Genomic DNA, 20,414 nt, shown 5'->3' on the forward strand with positions numbered 1-20,414 from the left:
CCCCTTCCGGCGCACCCCGAGACTGGGGTTGCGGTCGAGGGTCAGCCGGCCGACCCGCTGCACCGGCCGGTGCCGGCCCCTTCCCCCCGCATCCACCGAGGGCCGGTACCGACCGCTGACTCCGCCGACCCCGCCAGCAAAGAGAGGTCGCAGTTAGCACCTCTGTTCTAGAAGCGCGAGAGACCGTTCGGTAGACTGGAGGTCAAGCCGACACGCCGTGCCAGTTACGACGCCGCGTAGGAGATGGCGTTAGGCTACCCAGCGAAGGGGGTGACCATGGCAACAGTGCATGACGTTGCAGCCGCTGTAATCGAACATCTGGGCAGAATGTCAGCGATGAAGCTGGAGAAGGTCGTGTACTACTGCCAAGGTTGGCACCTTGCTCGCTTCGGCACCACCCTGTTTGACGAGTCGATTGAGGCTTGGAGGCAGGGCCCGGTCGTGCCCGTTCTCTACCGGCAGCACCGCGGTCGTTACAGCATTGATTCTTGGCCGTTGGGGTCGTCCGCCAACCTGAACAGTGACCAGCTCAACTGCATCGCGTGGGTCGTTCGTGAGTATGGCTCTTTTTCTGCAATTGAGCTGTCGCGTATGACCCACAACGAGCTGCCATGGCGCGTAGCAAGGGGCTCACTGCCCGAATCGGCGCCTTCGAATGCCCCTATCAGCGTAGAGATGATCAAAAACTACTATTCACGGCAGGTCGCCGAGCCGGAGACGGCTGTCACTCTCGCCAGCGCAAGCGCGGCCCTTGAGGGCATAGAGTTTGACGAAGAATGGGAGAATCAGCTGCGGGACGTCGCAGCGGGACTGATCAGTCCTGAGGAGCTGATTTCCCGAGAGATATCTCGGATCACTGGTGCCTGACCCCTACTGCTGGCCAGGCACGGAGTGCCTGGAAAACAAGCTCGGCATAATGGATCCCCTCGTCCTTCCAGAGGTGGAGGCTCGCCTCGTCTCCGTGCGAGACGTGCAGATCGCACGAACCACGATCCCGGGCGACTACGGTCTTGCACACCTTCAGCGGTTTCACAAAGCTTTGTTCAGCGATATCTATGATTGGGCCGGACAGACCCGGACTGTCGACATAAGCAAGGGCGTACGCTTCTGTCACTGGCGGTTTGTCGACGATCAGGTCTCGGCATTGCTTCGAAAGCTCGCTCGGGAGGACGGGCATCTGATCGGCTTGAATCACGATTCTTTCCTGGAGTCGCTTGCCGAGTACTACGGCGAGTTGAATGTCTGACACCCCTTCAGGGAGGGCAACGGAAGGACGCTTCGTGCCTTCTTCCGTCAACTCGGAGCAGCGGCCGGCTACCAATTGGACTGGTCAGAGCTTAGCGAGTCCGACAACATCGAAGCTTGTCGCACTCACCTGACAACCTTGGATAAGAGCCTCCTTGTAGCGGCGCTCCGGCCTGTAGTCCGCAGGTTGACTTAGGACGATCAGCGGGAAAGACTCAGCGGCCAAGAAAGGGCAGACACGCGATCTGCCAACCCACGGAAGTGCAAGTCAAGGGCGCTTTCGTCACTACTTCCAGCGGAAATGGACGAAGAGGCGGCCGAAGTTCTTCGAATCCTTCTCCACCCGGTGGTAGAGCTGCTTGATCTCCTTCTGGTCGAGGAAGCGCAGCACCCGCTTCTTGAGCTGACCCGACCCCTTGCCCGGGATGATCTCCACCATGGTGGCCTTCTTGGCGACCGCCTCGTCCATGATGCCGCGCAGCGCCCGGTCGATGTCCTGCCCACGATTGAAGATGTCGTGCAGGTCGAGCTTGAGCTTCACCGCCGACCGCCGACCCGGGTCTCGACGCGCTCCAGCGCGATCCGGTAGTCGTCGTTCTCGGCGTACATCGCGGCGGCGATCCGGAGGTGCCGCAGCGCCTCCTCGGGGCGGCCGACCCGCTCCAGGGTCCGGCCCAGCACGTGGTGCGCGTAGTGGTCGCTGGGGTCGCGCTGCACCAGGGTGCGCAACTGCTCCTCCGCCCGGGTGAGCTGGGCCGTCTGGAAGTACGCGCGGGCGAGCAACTGCCGAACGGAGGCGTTGTCGGGCTCGGCCTCGACGATGGGCTCCAGCAACCGGGCAGCTCCGGACGGGTCCCCGGTCTCGAAGTACATGGTCGCCCGCCGGTACTCGGCCAGAAGATCCACTAGACCCACCTCCTCGTGTCGCGACTACGTCCCCCCGACGCTGGCACAACACCGCCGGTACCGCGACTGTTCCGACGGACGACATATCGGTGTCCCTGAGGTCAGGCGCGCCGACGGCGCAGCTCCCAGGCGCGTACCCCGCCGAGGATGCCGGCGCTGTTCGGCACCACCACCACGTCGTCGCCCATCCGGGCCACCTGCTCGGGGCGGACCAGTCGGGAGTTGCCGCCACCAAGATAGAGCCGGTCCCAGAGGAAGACCGGGCGCAGCCCCTCCACCACCCCCCGGACCCGGCGGGACCAGAACGCGTCGCCGAGCCGGCGCCGCTCGTGCTCGCCGATGTAGGTGTCGTAGCTCATCCCCCACCGCACCGGCGCCTGCGACAGCTCCAGGTGCGGGGCGAGCACCCCGCCGTCGAAGAAGGCGCAGCCCAGCCCGGTGCCAAGGGTGAGCACCAGCTCCAGCCCGGTCCCGGCGACCACCCCGGCGCCGTGCACCTCGGCGTCGTTGAGCACCAGCGCCGGCAGGCCGAACGCCTCGCTGAGCGCGCTCTGCGCGTCGAAGCCGGACCATTCGGCGACCAGCTCGGGAACGGGCCTGGTGCGCGGCCCGGCCCGGGTGACGTAGTGCGGGGTGGCCACCACCACGCCGTGCCGGAGCATCCCCGGCATCCCGACGGTGATCCGGTCCGCCGCGGGCAGCCGGCCGCCGAGATCGAGCAGGGTCTTGACGAAGAGCGCGGTCGGAAACGGGTACGGGGTCGGCACCCGCAGCGGCCGGGTACGCATCGTGCCGGCGTCGTCGAGGACGGACGCCTTGATCCCGCCGCCGCCGCAGTCGATCGCCAACGTGGTCATCACACGATCAGTCTGCGCCTCCAGCACCGGATCGGTCCGCGCCTCCACCACCGGCCGGCGACCGGAGGACCGGATAGCATTCGGGTCTCATGAGCGCCACCCTGGTCGCCAAGGACCTCGCCGCCGGCCACGGCGACCGGGTCCTCTTCGCCGACCTCGAACTCGTCGTCGCCCCCGGTGACGTGATCGGTGTCGTCGGCGTCAACGGCGCCGGCAAGTCGACGCTGCTGCGTACCCTTGCCGGGCGGCAACCGGTCGAGCAGGGCACCCTGGCCCTCAACCCGCCGTCGGCGACCGTCGGCCACCTGCCGCAGGAGCCCGAGCGGCGGCCCGGCGAGACCGTGCGCGCGTTCCTCGGCCGGCGGACCGGGGTGACCGCCGCGCAGGCGGAGCTCGACGCGGCCACCGGGGCGCTGACCGAGGGGGCCGCCGGTGCCGACGACCGGTACGCTGCCGCGCTCGAACGCTGGCTCGCGCTCGGCGGCGCCGACCTGGCCGAGCGGGCCGACCAGATCGCCGCCGAACTCGGGCTGGCGGTCGACCTGGAGCAGCCGATGACGGCGCTCTCCGGCGGCCAGGCAGCCCGGGCCGGGCTGGCGTCGCTGCTGCTCAGCCGCTACGACGTCTTCCTGCTCGACGAGCCGACGAACGATCTCGACCTGGCCGGGCTGGACCGGCTGGAGGGGTTCGTCACCGGGCTGCGCGCCGGAACGGTGCTGGTCAGCCACGACCGGGAGTTCCTGACCCGGACGGTGACCCGGATCCTCGAGCTCGACCTGCACCAGCAGCAGGTGCGGCACTACGGCGGCGGGTACGCGGCCTACCTGGAGGAGCGCGAGGTGGCGCGCCGGCACGCCCGCGCCGACTACGACGAGTACGCCGAGACCCGCGCCGGGTTGGAGGCGCGGGCCCGGACCCAGCGGGCCTGGATGGAGAAGGGCGTCAAGAACGCCCGGCGGAAGGCGACCGACAACGACAAGGTGGGCCGCAAGTTCCGGGCCGAGTCGACCGAGAAGCAGGCGGCCAAGGCCCGGCAGACCGAGCGACTGATCGAGCGGCTGGAGGTGGTCGAGGAGCCGCGCAAGGAGTGGCAGCTCAAGATGGAGATCGCCGCCGCGCCCCGCGCCGGGGCGGTGGTGGCGGCGCTGCGCGGCGCGGTCGTCCGGCGGGGCGACTTCACGCTCGGCCCGGTCGACCTCCAGGTGGACTGGGCCGACCGGATGGTGGTCACCGGCGCCAACGGCTCGGGCAAGTCGACGCTGCTCGCCGCCCTGCTGGGCCGGCTGCCGCTGGACGCCGGGCATGCCGCGCTCGGCCCCGGAGTCGTGGTCGGCGAGGTCGACCAGGCCCGGGGGCACTTCGTCGGCGGTCAGCCCCTGCTGGACGCGTTCGGTGCCGCCGTACCCGATCTGGTGCCGGCGGACGTGCGGACGCTGCTGGCCAAGTTCGGGCTGCGGGCGGCGCACGTGCTGCGCCCCGCCGGCACGCTGTCGCCGGGCGAGCGGACCCGGGCGGCGTTGGCCCTGCTCCAGGCCCGGGGCGTGAACCTGCTGGTCCTGGACGAGCCGACGAACCACCTCGACCTGCCGGCGATCGAGCAGCTCGAGTCGGCGCTGGAGTCGTACCCGGGAACCCTCCTGCTGGTCACCCACGACCGCCGGATGCTGGAGACGGTCCGGACCACCCGGCACGTCCGGGTCGACAGCGGCCGGGTCACCGAGGTCTGACCGCCCGGCGGTGCCCGCGCCCGGTTGGCGCCGGGCGGACGCCCGCGGCCCTCATCGACCCCTGTTTCTGTCGCCGCGCCGCTGGGCAATAGCTACTCCATGCTCAGATGGGAGTACGCCCTGTTGGTGCGCCGGCGCCAGCCCCGGCTGGACGACACCGGCTGGGAACTCGTCTTCACCTGGTACGGCCCGGACGGCGCCGTGCTCGACGTCTCGCCGTACGGCGACACCGCGCTGGCCCATCTGAACCGGGCCGGAGCCGAGGGTTGGGAGCTGGTCTCGGTCAGCGAGGACCCCAGCATGCAGGGCAGCGCGGAACTACACCGCTACCACCTGAAGCGGGTGATCCGGCCGGTGAGCCCCCGACCGCGGCTCCGCAGCCTGGGCCGGACCGGCCGGCGCGCCCCCACCGGCTGAGACCCGAGTCGGCACCCACCGGCTGCAGACCCGAGTCGGCACGCCCCACCGGCTGAGCCCTTCCGACTGCTGACGGCCACCGGCAGCGGCGCCCGCGCCGATGCGTAGCGCGGGCGATTCCGGGTAGGTACCGCCGGGAGGTGGGCAATGGTCGCGCAACTGCACAGGGCGCCCTCCGGTGACCGGTTGCGGGCGATCGACGACTTCCTCGGCATGGCCTGTGCCGACCTGGTCAAGCACGACGACCGGCTGCGCGGGTCGGCGGTGGAGGTGCGGTTCGACCGGGGCGTCGCGCACCTGACCGGCGAGGTGGCCGACCGGGACGAGCTGGCCACCGTCCGGAGGCTCATCGGGCGGCTCGACGGGGTGCTGGCCGTCTGGTCCAGGGTACGGGTGGCCGGGCGGGACCCCGTGGTGATGGATCTGGGCTGCGGCGCCACCAAGCAGTATCCCGGAAACCTCGGACTCGACCTGCGGGTCGCTCCCGGGGTGGACGCCCAGGCCGACCTCTCCGGCGCGCTCCCGTTGGCCGGCGACTCGATCGACGTCATCTTCACGGTGCACATCCTGGAGCACCTGATCGACTTTCTGACCCTGGTCGACGAGTGCCACCGGGTGCTCCGGCCCGGTGGCGTACTGCACGTGATGAGCCCCTGGTGGGGGCATGTCAACGCGGTGGCCGACCCGACCCACGTACGGCTGCTGGACGTACAGACGATCAAGCACATGTGTGACCGCCATCCCGGCGCACCGCGCTGGTATCCGCTGCACGCCGGCTGCGACGGAGCATCGATCTTCGCGGACCTCACCCCGCTCGGCGCCGACGAGCCGGGGCCGGAGCCCAGTCATCTGGCCCGCTTCTTCGAGTGAGATCGGATCCGGCCCGGTGCCGGCTGCCGCCTACGCGGCTGCCGGCTGCGGGCCGCGGGCTGTCGACTGCGCTGCTGCCGGCTGCCGGACGGAGCCCGGAGGCATGTAGCGGGGAGCGGCGGGAATGGACCGGTGTCGGATCGGAAGAGCATTCGGGGGAGGCCGACTGATGCGTGCCGTGATGTCTGAGTCGTATGGGGCGATGCCGGAAGTCCGGGAGATACCGGAGCCGGAGCCCGGCGACGGCGAGGTGAAGATCGAGGTACAGGCGTCGTCCCTGAACGGCTTCGACGCCAAGCTCGCCCGAGGTTTTCTCGGCGGCGATGTCGAGCACCAGTTCCCGGTGATTCTCGGCCGCGACTTCGCCGGCATCGTGACCGAGGTCGGGCGGGGCGTCAGCGGTTTCATGCCGGGCGAGAAGGTCTTCGGCGTGGTGGCCAAGCCCGGGCTCGGCGACGGCTCGTTCGGTGAGTACGTGGTCGTACCGGAGGAGATCGGGCTCGCGCCGCTGCCGGCCGGGCTCCCCTACCGGGCCGCCGGGGTGCTCGGGCTGGCCGGCGTCGCCGCGCTGGCCTGCGTGGACGCGGTCGCGCCGGTACACGGCGAGACGCTGTTGATCTCCGGAGCCACCGGCGGCGTCGGACACTACGCCGTCCAGCTCGCCGCGGCGCGCGGAGCCGCGGTGATCGCCACCGCCGAGACCGGGCCGCAGGTCGACCTGATGTACCAGCTCGGCGCCGCACACACCGTGGACCACCGCGGCGACCTCGCCGCGCAGGTCCGGCAACTGGCCCCGGACGGGGTGGACAGCGTGATCCACCTGGCCGGTGATCCGGAGCTGATCGCCGACCTGGTCACTCCCGGCGGACGGTTCTCCTCGACGCTCGGCGTGAACTCCGCACAGCTCGGCGACCGGTCGTTGACCGTCACGGCGATCGAGGCGATCCCGGACCGGATCGTGCTCGACCACCTCGCCACCGAGACCGCCGCCGACCGGCTGCGCCCGTCCATCGCCCGTACCTACCTGCTGGACGAGGTACCGCAGGCGTTCGCCGACTTCAGCAACAGCGGCAACGTCGGCAAGCTCGCCGTCTCGATCGGCGGCTGAGTCCCGGGCGGGTGCGGCAACCCGCCCGCCGTCGTGGCTCAGTCGGCTGCCGTGGCTCAGTCGGCTGCCGTGGCTCAGTCGGCTGCGGTGGCTCAGTCGGCTGCCGTGGCTCAGTCGGCTGCCGTGGCTCAGTCGGCTGCGGTGGCGCGGGCGGCGAGGAGTTCGGGTGCCAGTACCACCACCGCGCCCGGCTCGACCCGGACCAGGCCGGCGTCGGCCAGGGCCCGCAACGCCCGGTTGACCGAGACCCGGGTCATCCCGATCGACTCCGCCAGCCCCTGCTGCGCGCCGGGCAACGGCACCCGGTGCCCCGTCCGGCCGGCCGCCGCGACCAGCCAGGCCGCCACCCGGGCCCCGGCGTCGGCGAAGGAGGTACGCACCAGCTCCGCCTGCCGGTCCCGCAGGCGGCCGGCCAGGTGTCGCAGCACGTGCCGGCGGACCGCCGCTACGTCGTCGACCAGCCGGAGCAGCTCGCCGGCCGGCACCAGCCGGCAGCGCAGCTCGGTGGCGGCCAGCCAGGTGGCGGTGTAGCCGGCCCCGTCCAGCACGGCGATCTTGTCCACCGCGCACGGCCCCCCGAAGTCGCCGAGCCGCCAGCGACGTCCGTCGGCGGTCTCGTGGACCCCGGTCAGGGTGCCCGCCTCCACCACGATCACGTGCTCGGCGGGCTGCCCGCGTACCGCCAGCACCTCGCCCGGCCGGGCGGTCCGGACCACCGAGCGGTCGAGCAGCCGGCGCAGCTCCGCCGCTCCGAGCCCGGCGAAGACGGGTACGGCCGCCAGGCGTCGCATCTCGGTCGCTTCCATCCCTGGATTGTTCCCGACCGCCGGTTGTATCAGCGGATACTGCGCCGGCCCGGCTGCCGGTCCTAGGGTCACGGCATGATCGTTGTGGAACTCCGCTTCACCGGCGACCCCGCCGCCCGGCTGACGGCGCGGCCGGCCCATCGGGAACTGCTGGCCCGGCTGCACACCGAGGGCCGGCTGGTGGCGGCCGGACCCTGGCAGGACGACTCGGGCGCGCTACTGCTCTTCGACGCGGACGAGGCCACGGTGCGGGAGGCGCTCGACGCCGATCCCTACTACCAGCGGACCCCCGGGGTCAGCGTGGTCGCCCTGCGGCACTGGAGACCGGTCGTCGGCGGTCCGTGAACCACCGGCGGGGACGGCTGCCGACGGCGGGACGGCACTCACGCCGGGGCCGTGATCACCGGCGGGGCCGCGATCACCGGCGGGGCCGCGGTTGGCGGGGCTGTGCCGCCTGGACGGCCCAGTTGAGCGCGTAGTCGGCCACCTCTTCCCAGCCGGCCTGCCCGACCGTGTAGTGGGGCCGGCCCGGGAACTCCTTGTATCCGGTGACCGCGGTCGACTTCCGGTAGCGACCGGCGATCGCCCGGGTCACCGAGGGCGGCACCACATGGTCCGCGCCCCCGGCGATCAGCAGCAACGGTGCCCGCCGTTCGTTGCCAAAGTCGACGCGCAGCGCGGCCCGCGGGTTCAGGTTCGCCAGCGCCACCTCGAAGAGCACATGCCCGGCTGCCGGTACGTGGTAGCGCCGGTAGACCTGCTCGGCCTCGGCCCGGGACATCGTGTTGGTGAAGGCGTAGTGGAACTCGTCCGGGCTCAGCGGCACCGCACGGTGCCGGTTCGCCGGGTTGCGCAGGACCGGCAGGCTGGCCCGCAGGGTCGACAGCGGCACTCGGCTGACTCCCTTGACGGCGGCCGAGTCGATCGCCACCCCCGCGGCGCCCAGTCCCCGGTCCAGGAGCATCTGGGTGAACGCGCCGCCGAACGAGTGACCCATGATGATCGGCGGGTTGGGCAGGTCGCGTACGACCCGCTCGTAGTGGTCCACGATCTGGCCGGCGGTCAGCTCGGCGATCGACCTGGGGTCCCGGTTCAGCGCCTCGACGTCCTCGTCCATACCCGGCCAGGCCGGAGTCAGCACCTGAAACCCGGCGGCGCGGTACCGGTCGGCCCAATGTTCCCAACTCCGGGCGGTGAGCCACAGACCGTGGATCAGCACCACGGTGTCGGGCCGGGTCGGTTCAGCGGGCATGAGGGGCATGATGTCCTCCTCCGGGCGTGGGTCACCGCTCTGCGCACGCGCATCGCGTGACACGGAGACGATCGTCGCCGCATCACCGGCGTGCGCCGCCGTCGCACGGCCGCGCGCCGTGGTAGACACCGACGGGCGCCGGCGGTCGGGGCGCTCGCTCTGCCGCTGTTGCGGATACCCAGGTCCGATGGCGCCAACCCGGTCCGGTGCACCCGCCGGAGACGGTCGGGACGACCGACGGCGTACGGCATACGGTGTACGGAGTTACCCGGTTGGAGAGAATGACGGGGTGACGACGGAATACAGCGGCAGCGGGGACCCGAAACGGAGCATGCAACTGCTCTGGGGCGTACCGGATCGACCGCGACGAGGCCCGAAGCCCAGGCTCACGGTGGACCGGATCGTCGGCGCGGCGATCGAGATCGCCGACGCCGAAGGGCTGGCCGGGCTCTCCATGCGACGGGTCGCCGAGCGGCTCGGCGTCACCGCGATGTCGCTGTACACGTACGTGCCGGGCAAGGCCGAACTGATCGACGTGATGCTCGACACCGTGCACGCCCCGACGGCCGAGCCGGACGGCGACCGGAACGACTGGCGGAGCCGGCTCGCAGGACTGGCCAGGGAGAACTACGACCGCTACCGCCGGCACCCCTGGCTGCTCCAGGTCGCGACCAGCGTCCCGGTGCTCGGCCCGAACCTGCTGGCCAGGTACGACCGCGAGCTGACCGCCGTCGCCGGGCTGGGCCTGACCGAGGTCGAGATGGACCTCGTGGTCACCCTGGTCGCCGACTACGTGCACGGTGCGGTGCGTGGTGCGGTGGAGGCCGCCCAGATGCCGCAGCGCACCGGGATGACCGCCGAGCAGTGGTGGCAGAGCTACGAACCCCTGCTGGCGCAGGTCTTCGACCCCGAGCGTTATCCCATGGCGGCCCGGGTCGGCGGGGCGGCCGGTGCCGAGTACGACGCACCGGCGGACCCGGCCCGCGCGTTCGAGTTCGGGCTGCAACGCGTCCTGGACGGCATCGAGGCTCTGGTGTCGACCCGCGCCGCCGACCCCGCGACCCGCGCTGGCGCCCCGACCGGCCCGGCCGGCCCGGGTCCGGGATCCTGACGTCCGAGCCCGTTGCCCACCCCACCGGTACTGGATATATTTACCCCTGCCTTCGTCGTGGGAGCGTTCCCATAGACGCCTCGGCGAACAGGACAGGAGTGAGACGGCCGCATGAGCACGATCCGGCTGCTCGTGGTCAACGGCTGCAGCTTCGCCCGGGGCGCCGAGCTCACGGAGCCGGAGAAGGACGCCTGGCCCGCCGTACTCGGCCGGAACCTCGGCATCGACGTGGTGAACCTGGCCTGCGACGGCGGCTCCAACCGACGGGCCGTCCGGAGCACGGTGCAGCATCTGGAGTCGATCCGGGCGGCACACGGCGTCGGCTACGACCAGATGCTCTTCGTCGGCATGTGGACCGCGCTGAGCCGCAACGAATACCACGACAGCGGCATCGAGGACGGCCCGGTCCGGCCCGACCTCGGGGTGCGCCCCGACCTGCCGGGGGAACTCCACTGGCAGCGGGTCGCCGACTGGAAGGCCGCCGAGGGCGACAAGCCGTCGAAGGCGTATCTGCGGCATCTTTTCAGCACCACCGGCGAGACCGTCAACTTCTTCGTGGACTGGCTGCTGCTGGAGCACCACCTCACCGGCCGCGGCGTGCCGAGTCGGTTCGCGTTCGCCTGGGAGATCCTGCCCGACCCCGTCCCGGCCGAGGCGGTGCCGGTGATGCGGGCACTCCGCGCCGACCTCGTCTTCGGCGAGCTGCCGCCCCGGCCCGAGGACACCTTCCGGGAGATGGTCTTCGGCCAGGTTCCCTTCGGCGACTGGGACCATCCGCTCCGGGAGGGGCACCGGCAGTTCGCCGACGCGATGCTGCGCTGGCTCGGCGGCGACGAACGGCTGCGGTTCCCCGCGACCGGGCGGAGCCGCCGATGACCGTACAACCGCGCCCGGTCGGCCGGGTCGGGCCGGTCGATCCGGTCGGGCCCGGGCTGGTCTCGGTGATCATGCCGGCCCGCAACGGCGCCGCGACCATCGGCGCGCAGCTCGCGGCGCTGGCCCGGCAGACCTATGCCGGCCGCTGGGAGCTGATCGTCGTCGACAACGGCTCCACCGACGGTACGACCGCACTCGTCGCCGGTTTCGCCGGCCGGCTGCCCCACCTCCGCCTGCACCGGGCGGACGCGTACCCCGGCACCAGCTACGCCCGGAACGAGGGCTGCCGGGTGAGCCGGGGCGAGCTGCTGCTCTTCTGCGACCAGGACGACGTGGTCGCGCCCGGTTGGGTGGCGGAGATGGTACGCGGCCTCGCCGAGTTTCCCGCCGTCGGTGGACACGTCGAACGCCGGCTGCTCAACGACGACGTCGCCCTGGCCACCCGGCCCGAGAAACCGGCCGGCTCGCTCCAGGGTGGATTCGACTTCCTCCCGTACGCGCTCGGCGCCAACTGCGGGGTCCGCCGGGCCGTCTTCGAGGAGCTGGGCGGCTTCGACCCTGCCTACCGGTACGGCTCGGACGAGGTCAGCTTCTTCTGGCGGGCCCAACTGGCCGGGCACCGGATCGGGGCACTGCCGGACGCCGTCGTGCACTACCGGCTGCGCCGCCGGTTGCCCGCGATGGCCCGGCAGTACTACTCGTACGGCCTCAGCCATCCCCGGCTCTACCGGGACTTCGCCGCCGCCGGCCTACCCTGCTCGGTCCGGTCCGCCGCCCGCGAGTGGCGCTGGCTCCTCCGGCACCTGCCCGACCTGCTCCGCTCCCGCAGGCACCGGGCCGTCTGGGTGACCCGGTGCGCGATGCGCTGCGGCCGGCTCGCCGGAAGCCTCCGCAACCGCGTCGTCTTCCCCTGACCGCACAACCGCCTGGTCCTTCCCTGACCGGTCCGACCACACGCCGCCCCCGCCGGCCGGATACCTGACCTCCGACGCGCGCCCGCACCTCATCCAGGATCCGCAGCACCGCCACGGTGTCGGCCAGCGCCGGCCAGCACCGCCCCGGCGGCACCGCGCCGAGCCGCCTCGGCCTGCTCGTGCCGGTCGGCCAGGTCGGCGCGGAGGGCGAGGCAGTCGCGTACGTAGTCGCCGGCCCGCGCGATCGGCGGATGCGGGTCACCGTCCCCGCAGTACTCGACGCAGATCGCCGGTACGCCGAGCGAGTCCGCCCGGGTGATCCAGGCGTAGTTGTCCAGCACCCCCTCGGCGGTGTCCACGTTGAAGTCGGCCCGTCCGCCGTCCGGGCGGAGGTTCTTCAGGTGGAAGTAGCCGAGTCTGCCGGCGAGCTGGTCGAGCACGGCCGGATCCCGGTCGGCCGGGCTCACCACGTAGGCGTTGCCCGGGTCGGCCGTGGCGACCACCGCCGGATGGTCCACCATCGCCAGCAGCCTGGCCGTGCCGGCGACCGTGTCGTGTACGGAGCCGGGATAGACCTCCACCCCGACCCGTACGCCGTGCCGGTGGGCGTACTCGCCGAGCCGGCGGTAGCCCTCGGCCGCGCGCTCGTAGTGCGCCTCCTCGGCGATGGCGCTGCCGTTGCGCCGCCAGTCGTCCGGATCCCGCTCCAGGGTGCCGGACCAGCCGTTGACCAGCCCGATCCCGTGCCGGGCGGCAGCCGCGATGGTCCGCTCGACCTGGCGCAGCGACGCGGCCCGGCCGGCCGGGTCGGTGCCGACGAAGTCACCGGTGTAGCCGAGGCAGTGCACGCCGACCCCGTACCGCCGGCCGAGCGCCACCGCGCCGGCCACCTCGGTCTCCAGCCGGGCCGGGTCGAAGTGGAAGTGGACCAGCTCGATGCCGTCCCAGCCGTGCCGCGCCGCGACCGCGAAGACGTGCCGCAGCGGATACCGGCGGAAGGTGTAGCTGTGCAGGACGAGCTTCATCAGTTCTGCCCTCCGGTCAACGCCAGCCGCATCCCGCGGTTGGCGACGCTTCGTTCGAGTGCGTGCAGCACCCGCAGGTCCCGCAGCCCGCGCGCGACTCCCACCTCCACCGGCACCGGTGCCCCGGCCGCACAGGCGGCGAAGGCCCGGTACTGGGCGAGGTACGGGTCCACCGGCTCGGGGCGCAGCCAGCGCCGGCCACGCTCGTCGCAGACCAGTACCGAGCCGCCGGAGTCCATCGCCCACGAGTTCCGGACCACCAGCAGACCCCGCTCGCAGACGACCGTGTACCGGGAGACGCCGGTCGCCGGCGGCTCGGTGAAGGAGGACTCGATCTGGAGCAGCCGCTCCTCGCCGAACCAGACGGTCGCCTCGACGAAGATCTCGGTCAGCTCCGGATCCCCGCCCGGATAGCCGGTGGCCCGGCACGCCGTCGGCGCCGCGTCGAAGACGTCCGCCGCGGTCAGCAGCGGATAGATGGCCAGGTCGCCGAGGCAGCCGAGGCCGCTGTCGGCCCGCCGGTTGCGCCAGTCCCCGTCCCGGTGCCCGAGGTGGCAGGCGGTGATCGACCGGGGCGCGCCGAGCCGCCCGGACCGGACCTCCTCGACCACCGCCCGGTTGTACGCGTTGTACCGCGACATGTAGCCGACCATCGCCGGAGCCCCGGACGCCGTCGCCGCCCGCAGGATCCACTGCCCGCCGGCCACGGTGTCGGCGAGCGGCTTCTCCACCAGGGTCGGGATGCCCCGGGCCAGGGCCCGGCAGGCGAACTCGGCGTGCCGACCGTTGGGGGTGGCCACGTGCACCCCGTCCAGCGGCGCACGCAGGAACTCCCGCACGTCGGTGCCGTACCAGATCCCCGGCCGCCCGGCGGCGACCGCCCGCAACGCCGCCTCGTCCCGGTCCAGCACGGCGACCAGGCTCAGGTCGTCGGCGGCGGCGATCGCCGGCAGCAGCGACCGGCGGGCCAGGAAACCGGCGCCCACGATGCCGATCCGGAAGGTCACCGGGGCCGTCCCGGCGTGCCGCTGCCGCCGTGCCAGCGCAGCAGCAGGCTACGCGGGGCGAGCGACCGGTGGGTGGCTCCCGCGATGGCGTCCAGGGTGTGCCGCTGGGCCGCCAGCGCGCCGTCCAGGGCCCGGTCACCCGTGTCGGCCGGCCGATCCGGGGTGAGCAGCACCGCCACCCCGACCGAGCGGGTGTGCCAGGCCAGTTGGTAGGAGTGGTGGTTCCAGCCGCTCCCCTCGTGCACCTCCACCGGGCGGCCGAGCCGCCGCGCCAGCCACTCCGGGCCGAGCGCGGTCACCGGTTCGGCTCCGTACCCGACGACGTGCACCGTGCCGAGGTCCGGTCGCTCCGCCAGCCAGCCCGCCAGGACGGCGGCCAGTTCGTCGGCGCTGCCGACCGGGCGGCCTCCGGTGGGCCGGTCGTCGGCGGTCGGTGCCGCCGGCAGCAGTCGCTTGTAGTGCTGCACGGCGTCGTGCGTGGCGAACCGCAGCCCGTGCCGGACGGCGACGCAGGCGACCAGGGCCGCGACCGCGTAGCAGGCGGCCATCGCGGCGGCGACCGCGCCGGCCGGTCCGTCGGGCCGGGGCAGCGCCGCGATCCCCGCCGCGACGTCGACGACCAGCGCTCCGGACGCCGGCCCCGCCGCCGCAGCCGCGACCCGACCGGCCGGGCCGTCACACGGAACCGCCCCACCCTGCGCGGACGCCGCCCCACCCTGCGCGGACGCCGCCCCACCCTGCGCGGACGCCGCCCCGCTCTGCGCGGACGCCGCCTGTGCGAGCGCCGCCTCACTCTGCTCGCACGCCACGTCGGGCCACGGCCGGAACCGCTCGGACTTGCCGCCCCAGCCCTGCCGGGCGGCCTGGAGGGTCCAGAGCCGCAGGCCCGGACCGGCGCCGGGCGGCAGCCGGAACAGCACCCGTGGCCGACCGACGGCCGGCAGCCGCGCCGACTCCTCGCCGGCCCACTCCCCGATCGCCCGGGCGGCACCGGCGAACGCCCGGTAGGCGTCGTCGAAGTGGGCCGGGGTCAGGATCCGGGCGGCGAGCAGCGCCGGCACGGAGAGCGGGGCGTGGTAGAGCGCCACCTGGTCGTAGCCGCCGGCCAGGGAGAGGGTGCCGGCGCGTTCGCAGAGCCACGCCGGGGCCGCGCCGCCGATCCGGTGCCGGGCCGCCGCGAGGGTCGCGGCCAGCAGCCGGGTCTCCCGGGTACGCCCGGAGGCGCTGACCGCGAACCAGGCCGTCGCCGGGCACCCGCGCAGCTCCCGCAGGGTCCGCTGCATCGCCTGCGGGTCGAGCGAGTCCAGGACCCGGATCACGCGCTGCCCCGGCACCGCCTCCGAGATCGCCCGCAGCCCGAAGGCCCAGCCGCCGGTGCCGACGAAGACCGCCTGGCGGCAGCCGCGCAACAGCGTGCCGTCTCCCCGTGCGGCGGTGAGCCGGGCCACCCGGGGCCAGGAGGGCGGATGTACCCAGCCGAGCCGGGGCGCACCGGCGAGGCTGGCCAGCGCGGCGATGGTGCCGGCCGGGCCGTACCGCTCGCCACTGGCGGCGGCCCCCACGTACGCCCACAGTTCGGCGCCGCTCGGCTCCGGCCAGTGCCGCGCGGTCACGGCGTACCCCGCGGTGCGGGTGGTGGGCCCGGATGGCCGGCGGGGGCCGGCGCCGGGGCCAGCACCGTGCCGTCGAGCCGGAAGTCGACCACGACCCGCAGCGCCGCGTTGCCCGACACCGTCCCGTGGTCGAGCAGCTCGGCCGCGACCTGAGGCAGCGCGGGAAGCGAGACGAGATGGCTGACCAGCGGCGCCAGGTCGAGCATGCCCGGCCGGGGTGGACGATCCTGCCGGGACCCGCCGCCGGTGAGCAGCTCGCGGGCGACCGCGAAGTCGCTGCCGCGACCGCCCCGGGTGCCGAGCACGGTGCACCGGCCACCGGCCGGGTTGCCGACGACCCGGCGCCCGCCCCCGGTCCGCAGCGGCGCCGGGTCCAGCACCGTGCCGCCGCCGGCCCGGACCGGCCGGCCGGGCCCGAAACCGCCGAAGAGGTGCAGGCGCGCGTCGTCGGCCAGCGCCGGCCAGACGAGTTCGGTCGCCGCCGGCCCGCCGTCGCCGGCCACCGCCACCACGGCCAGCTCGGCGCCCCGTCCGCCGGTGACGGAGCGGACTCCGGCGCCGAGTCCCGGCCCGAGCGGCAGCACCGCGTCCGGAGCCGGCAGCCCTCGCCGCACCGCGACCCGGAGCCGCCGGTCGGTCCGGCTCGCCACGGTCACCGTACGGGCGCCACGGGCGCGGGCGACGGCGGCGTGCAGCAGGCCCAGTACTCCGGCCCCGACGACGAGGACGTCCCGGCCGGACCAGTCCCCGGCGAGCACCCGGTGTGCGTGCAGCACCGCGGCGAGCGGATCCAGCAGCACCCACTCCGGGCCGCAGCCGGGCGGCACCCCGAGGATCTGGCCCTGGGCCAGCGCGCCGAGGTCGGCGACGAGGACGTCCCGGAACACCCCCGGCACGTTGTGGCCGAGCTTGAGGTAGTCGTCTGTCGGGTGGTTGGGGTTGAACGTCACCAGGTCACCCGGGCGGAAACCGGTGACCGCCGCCCCCGCCTCCACCACCTCGGCCACGCACTCGTGCCCGAGCACGCCGGGCTCCAGCCCACGCTCGCCACGCAGGATCTGCAGGTCGGTGCCGCAGAGTCCGGCGTACCTGGGGCGGAGCAGCAGTTGCTCGCGACCGCACCGCGGCCAGGTGCCGGCGGTGAGGAGCAGCCGCGACTCGCCGACCGGCTTGACCACCTCCCGGGTCTCGGTACGCCGTGCGGCGAGATAGCCGGCCATCCCGGCCAGGGTGGCGTGCTCCGCGTCCCCGGGCACGTGCAGCAGGGCGTCCCGGTCGGCGGCGGTCCAGCCCTGGAACCAGCCGGCGTCGACGAGCAGCGTCGCCAACCACTCGCGCAGCGCGGCGAACCAGGGCGCGCCGACGCCGTGCGCGAAGCCGCCGACCACGACCACGGTGCGGAGCCCGGACTGGGCACAGACCTGCAACAGCGCCACCGCGAGGTGCCGGGTGGCCGCCCGCAGCACGTCGGCGACGAACGCGTCACCGGTGCGGGCCGCGTCGGCCAGCGCCCGCGCGTCGATCCTGGCGGGGTCGCCGCCGACCAGGCGGTGCAGTACCGAGCCGGCGAAGTCGGCACGGTCGCGCCGGGCCCGCCGGACCGCCGCGCGCACCACCGCCGGGCCCGAGCTGTACGCGCAGAGGTCGCCCACCGCGCCGCAGTCGCACCACGGCAGGTCGAGCCCGTCCAGCAGCTCGCGCGCACCCCGGTCCCCGGCGGCGGCGGCCCGGCCGAGCCGGGCGGCTCCGGTCGGGCCGCCGGGCAGCGCGTCGAGCCGGGTCGGTTCCACCGGCACGTGCCCGATCTCCCCGCCCAGCCCGGCCGGGTCGGAGAGCAGCTTGGCGGTGCCGGGGAGCCGGTCGTCGAAGACCTTGACCGCGACCCCGGTGCTCACGGTGACCAGGGCGAACCGGCCGAGCCGCCGGTAGTGCCAGGCGGCGGCGGCCACGTCGTTGAGCACGGTCACCCGGGCCCACGGCAGCCGGGTCCGGAGGGCGGCCCGGATGTCGTAGCCGGCCGACTGGGCCTGCCAGAGCACACTGGCGTCCCGGACCACCCCGTCGGTGCCGACCACCGCGCCGACGGCGACACCGAGGTCCCGGCGACCGGCGGGCTCGGCGGTCCGGTGCAGCCGGTCGGCCTCCTCGGCGATCCGGTCCAGCAGCCGCTCGCGTACGCCGGTCAGCGGCAGCCCCGGGCGGTCGCGCCGGTTCGGGGTGGCGAACCGGACCGGCTCGCCGACCGGCCGTCCCGCCTCGGCCATGGTCAGCCGGGTCGAGGTGCCGCCCACGTCGACCACGACGTCGGGCCCGGTCGTGCCGGCGGGGTCGAGCGGGAGTCCTTCCGGCGCGGCGAGCGGTAGGAAGGGACCCCTTCTCACCGCCTCGGTGGTCATGGAGCGCTCCAGGTGTGGGCGGCGGGGGCGGCGGAGATGGTCGGCGGGGAGCTGCGGGGGCGCTGCCGGGGTGCCGGGGCGGCCCGCCGGCGCAGCGCCGACCAGGCCCGGCGTAGCTGTGCCGCGTCGATCTCGTCGATCGAGTCGACGAAGCCGCCGACCCCGATCCCGACCGGTACGGCCAGGTGCAGCTCGCCGCCCTTCTGCGGCAGTACGTGGGTGTGCAGCGCCCGCCACAGCTCGTCGGCGTCGCAGCAGCCGTCGTACGTCGGCAGCCCGATCCGGCGCAGCAGTGTCTCGGCGCGGTCGGCCAGGCCCTGCGGCAGCCGCCCCGCGGCCACGCCCAGCCGGCAGGAGAGCGCCATCCCGACCGCCACCGCCTCACCGTGCCGGAGCCGGTGGCCGGAGCGCTCCTCCAGCAGGTGCCCGAACTCGTGGCCGAAGTCGGCCAGCCGGCGCAGCCGCCGCTCCCAGGGGTTCTCCTCCAGCTCGACCAGCATCGCGGCGACCGCCCGCCGCAGCACCTCGTCGAGCACCGGTGCGGCGGCGGGGTCGCGGAGCGCGGCGTGGTGCTCCTCGACCAGGGCGTAGAGGCGGGCGTCCCGGACCAGTGCGATCTTGACGATCTCGGCCAGGCCGCACCGGAACTCGACGTCCGGCAGGGTCTCCAGGAACCCGGCGTCGCAGAGGCAGGCCAGCGGCGGGTGGTACGCGCCGAGCAGGTTCTTCCGGCCGTCGGAGTCGACACCGACCTTCAGCCCGACCCCGGCGTCGACCAGCCCGACGAGCGTGGTCGGGATGCGCAGGTACGGTGTGCCGCCGGGATGGCAGGCCACGACGTAGCCGACCAGGTCGAGCACGGTGCCCCCGCCGACCGCGAGGATCCGGTCGGCCGGCCCCAGCCCGAGCCGGTGCACCCGGCGCAGCAGCCGCCCGGCGGCCTCGAAGGTCTTGCCCCGGGGCGAGCTGCGCAACGGCAGCACCGTGTAGCCGGCGAGCCGGCCCGGGCGGCACCGGCCGGCGAGCGTCTCCCGGACGGCGGCGGTGACCGCCGGGGAGTAGTCGTCCACCACCGCCAGCACCCGGGCGCCGGCCGGCAGGTGCGCGGAGAGCGCCGCGTTGTCGGGGTCGAGTACGCCGGTGGTGAAGGTGACCCGGTAGCTGAGCTCGCGGATCCGGTGCGCCCGGACCGGCGCCGGAACCGGAGCGGAGACCACCCGCGGTGCCACCCGCGCGGCCGACGCCCCGTGGGCGGCCGACGCCCCGTGCACGGCCGACGCCCCGTGCACGGCCGACCTCCCGTGCGCGGCCGACGCCGCCGGCAGGGCGGAGGCCGGCAGCACGAGCGGGGCCGGCCGAGCATCCGGGGCCGGCCGAGCACCCGGGGCCGGTGGCCGGGCGGGCGTCGGCGGCGTCGGGCGGGTTCCGGAACGGGCTCGCGGGGGTGGGCGCCAGATCCGCCCGTCGCCGGGACCGTACCGGTGCAGCAGCCGGGCCACCGCGTCCAGCGCCGCCCGCCGGATCCGCGCCGGGTCGGAAACCCGGTCGAGCTGGTCGGCGAGTACGGGGTCGAAGCCGGCCAGGTGACGTACTGCCGACCGCTCGCCGGGGCGGACCGGGGCCGGGTCGGCGAGCAGGGTGTCCACGTCGACCAGGAGCACCGGATCCCGCACCTCGGCGGCGAGTGCCGGCGCACCGGCCAGCACCCGGGCGCTCCAGTGCAGGGAGGCCAGCAGCGCCGGCAGGTCGTCGTGCACCCGGACCGCGCGGGCGTGCCGGCGGTACATGGCGGCGGCCAGCGCGGTGACGGCGGTGCCCGACGCTCCGGCGAGACAGACGAAGGCGTCCCGCCGGCCGAGCCCGGCCGCGACGGCGGCCCGGACCACCGCGCGTACCGGCGCATGGTCGCCCACCGCGCGGAGGTCGTGGTAGTCGCGGAGGTCCGGGAGGCGGACCGTGCGGTACCGGTCCAGCGCGCCGCGTTCCCGCCAGTGCCCGAGGTAGGCGTCGAGCCGGCGCTCCTGCTCCGGCCGGTCGCAGAGGGCGAGGATCCGGCGCGCGCCGCCGAGTGCCCGCAGCAGGGTGGGATCGCCGGGCCGGCACAGCTCCGGCCGCATCCGCAGCTCGAAGGTGTCGATCAGCTCGGTCCGGAGCGTGTCCTTCAGCCCGTGCGCCGGTGCCGGCGCCGGCCGGGGCAGGTCGCGGATCCGGGCCGGCCCTCCCGTCGCCGGGCCGCCCGTCGTCGGCCCTCCCGTCGCCGGGGCCCCCGTCGTCGGTGACATCG

At 73.9% G+C, this 20,414-nt stretch carries 19 protein-coding genes and 1 pseudogene; 10 read left to right on the plus strand and 10 right to left on the minus strand.

Annotated features, from left to right (window positions below; translation table 11 throughout):
- Positions 1-336 precede the first annotated feature (336 nt).
- Both ACN27G_RS26335 and ACN27G_RS26340 read left to right on the plus strand, forming a co-directional pair.
- Positions 337-867 (plus strand): type II toxin-antitoxin system antitoxin SocA domain-containing protein, encoded by a 531-nt coding sequence (locus ACN27G_RS26335; protein ID WP_421495428.1) that lies wholly within the window; start codon positions 337-339, stop codon positions 865-867.
- A gap of 49 nt (positions 868-916) precedes the next feature.
- Positions 917-1,246, plus strand: coding sequence for a Fic/DOC family protein (locus tag ACN27G_RS26340; protein WP_421495429.1), 330 nt, complete (start codon positions 917-919; stop codon positions 1,244-1,246).
- Positions 1,247-1,531: 285 nt separating this feature from the next.
- Here ACN27G_RS26340 and ACN27G_RS26345 read toward each other — a convergent pair whose 3' ends face one another.
- The 3 genes from ACN27G_RS26345 to ACN27G_RS26355 form a co-directional block, all read right to left on the minus strand.
- Positions 1,532-1,786, minus strand: coding sequence for a Smr/MutS family protein (locus tag ACN27G_RS26345; protein WP_331205943.1), 255 nt, complete (start codon positions 1,784-1,786; stop codon positions 1,532-1,534).
- Positions 1,783-2,151, minus strand: coding sequence for a tetratricopeptide repeat protein (locus ACN27G_RS26350; protein ID WP_421495430.1), 369 nt, complete (start codon positions 2,149-2,151; stop codon positions 1,783-1,785). The genes ACN27G_RS26345 and ACN27G_RS26350 overlap by 4 nt, the downstream gene beginning before the upstream one ends.
- Before the next feature lie 101 nt (positions 2,152-2,252).
- A complete protein-coding gene (locus ACN27G_RS26355) occupies positions 2,253-3,011 on the minus strand; it encodes an ROK family protein (RefSeq protein WP_421495431.1) in 759 nt (252 codons plus the stop codon).
- A gap of 86 nt (positions 3,012-3,097) precedes the next feature.
- Here ACN27G_RS26355 and ACN27G_RS26360 point away from each other — a divergent pair, with 86 nt between their 5' ends.
- The 4 genes and pseudogenes from ACN27G_RS26360 to ACN27G_RS26375 all read left to right on the plus strand — a co-directional run bounded on the left by ACN27G_RS26360 (position 3,098) and on the right by ACN27G_RS26375 (position 7,130).
- Entirely contained in the window at positions 3,098-4,735 is a 1,638-nt protein-coding gene (locus tag ACN27G_RS26360) for an ABC-F family ATP-binding cassette domain-containing protein (protein WP_421495432.1), read from the plus strand.
- Between the two features lie 99 nt (positions 4,736-4,834).
- Positions 4,835-5,077 (plus strand): annotated as a pseudogene (locus tag ACN27G_RS26365) (hypothetical protein); the annotation flags it as partial.
- A gap of 222 nt (positions 5,078-5,299) precedes the next feature.
- Positions 5,300-6,022, plus strand: a complete 723-nt coding sequence (locus ACN27G_RS26370; protein WP_421495433.1) for a methyltransferase domain-containing protein — start codon at positions 5,300-5,302, stop codon at positions 6,020-6,022.
- Between the two features lie 202 nt (positions 6,023-6,224).
- Positions 6,225-7,130, plus strand: a complete 906-nt coding sequence (locus ACN27G_RS26375; protein ID WP_421495434.1) for a quinone oxidoreductase family protein — start codon at positions 6,225-6,227, stop codon at positions 7,128-7,130.
- A 128-nt stretch (positions 7,131-7,258) separates the two neighbouring features.
- Here ACN27G_RS26375 and ACN27G_RS26380 read toward each other — a convergent pair whose 3' ends face one another.
- A complete protein-coding gene (locus ACN27G_RS26380; protein ID WP_421495435.1) occupies positions 7,259-7,936 on the minus strand; it encodes a Crp/Fnr family transcriptional regulator in 678 nt (225 codons plus the stop codon).
- Positions 7,937-8,011: 75 nt separating this feature from the next.
- Between ACN27G_RS26380 and ACN27G_RS26385 the strand changes: the two genes are divergently transcribed.
- Positions 8,012-8,281, plus strand: coding sequence for a YciI family protein (locus ACN27G_RS26385; protein WP_421495436.1), 270 nt, complete (start codon positions 8,012-8,014; stop codon positions 8,279-8,281).
- Between the two features lie 73 nt (positions 8,282-8,354).
- On the opposite strand, the gene ACN27G_RS26390 is transcribed toward ACN27G_RS26385, so the two are convergent.
- Positions 8,355-9,188, minus strand: a complete 834-nt coding sequence (locus ACN27G_RS26390) for an alpha/beta hydrolase (protein WP_421495437.1) — start codon at positions 9,186-9,188, stop codon at positions 8,355-8,357.
- 289 nt (positions 9,189-9,477) lie between these two features.
- Here ACN27G_RS26390 and ACN27G_RS26395 point away from each other — a divergent pair, with 289 nt between their 5' ends.
- From ACN27G_RS26395 to ACN27G_RS26405, 3 genes are all read left to right on the plus strand, one after another.
- A complete protein-coding gene (locus ACN27G_RS26395; RefSeq protein WP_421495438.1) occupies positions 9,478-10,299 on the plus strand; it encodes a TetR/AcrR family transcriptional regulator in 822 nt (273 codons plus the stop codon).
- Positions 10,300-10,410: 111 nt separating this feature from the next.
- The gene (locus ACN27G_RS26400; protein WP_421495439.1) at positions 10,411-11,175 is read left to right on the plus strand and encodes a DUF6071 family protein; all 765 of its coding nucleotides are present in this window, start codon (positions 10,411-10,413) and stop codon (positions 11,173-11,175) included.
- The gene (locus ACN27G_RS26405; RefSeq protein WP_421495440.1) at positions 11,172-12,089 is read left to right on the plus strand and encodes a glycosyltransferase family 2 protein; all 918 of its coding nucleotides are present in this window, start codon (positions 11,172-11,174) and stop codon (positions 12,087-12,089) included. Before ACN27G_RS26400 ends, ACN27G_RS26405 begins: the two co-directional genes overlap by 4 nt.
- An 89-nt stretch (positions 12,090-12,178) precedes the next feature.
- On the opposite strand, the gene ACN27G_RS26410 is transcribed toward ACN27G_RS26405, so the two are convergent.
- From ACN27G_RS26410 to ACN27G_RS26430, 5 genes are read right to left on the minus strand one after another with little or no spacing between them, the layout of a single operon-like run.
- On the minus strand, positions 12,179-13,114 hold the full coding sequence (locus ACN27G_RS26410; protein ID WP_421495441.1) for a sugar phosphate isomerase/epimerase family protein: 936 nt from the start codon (positions 13,112-13,114) through the stop codon (positions 12,179-12,181).
- Positions 13,114-14,121: a Gfo/Idh/MocA family protein gene (locus ACN27G_RS26415; RefSeq protein WP_421495442.1), complete on the minus strand. Its 1,008-nt coding sequence runs from the start codon at positions 14,119-14,121 to the stop codon at positions 13,114-13,116. The genes ACN27G_RS26410 and ACN27G_RS26415 overlap by 1 nt, the downstream gene beginning before the upstream one ends.
- The gene (locus ACN27G_RS26420; protein WP_421495443.1) at positions 14,118-15,734 is read right to left on the minus strand and encodes a hypothetical protein; all 1,617 of its coding nucleotides are present in this window, start codon (positions 15,732-15,734) and stop codon (positions 14,118-14,120) included. Before ACN27G_RS26420 ends, ACN27G_RS26415 begins: the two co-directional genes overlap by 4 nt.
- The gene (locus ACN27G_RS26425; RefSeq protein WP_421495444.1) at positions 15,731-18,130 is read right to left on the minus strand and encodes an ROK family protein; all 2,400 of its coding nucleotides are present in this window, start codon (positions 18,128-18,130) and stop codon (positions 15,731-15,733) included. Before ACN27G_RS26425 ends, ACN27G_RS26420 begins: the two co-directional genes overlap by 4 nt.
- Positions 18,127-20,412 (minus strand): 3-dehydroquinate synthase family protein, encoded by a 2,286-nt coding sequence (locus tag ACN27G_RS26430; protein WP_421495445.1) that lies wholly within the window; start codon positions 20,410-20,412, stop codon positions 18,127-18,129. The genes ACN27G_RS26425 and ACN27G_RS26430 overlap by 4 nt, the downstream gene beginning before the upstream one ends.
- Between the last annotated feature and the right edge of the window lie 2 nt (positions 20,413-20,414).

The organism is Plantactinospora sp. WMMB334, from assembly GCF_049179095.1.
GTDB lineage: Bacteria > Actinomycetota > Actinomycetes > Mycobacteriales > Micromonosporaceae > Plantactinospora.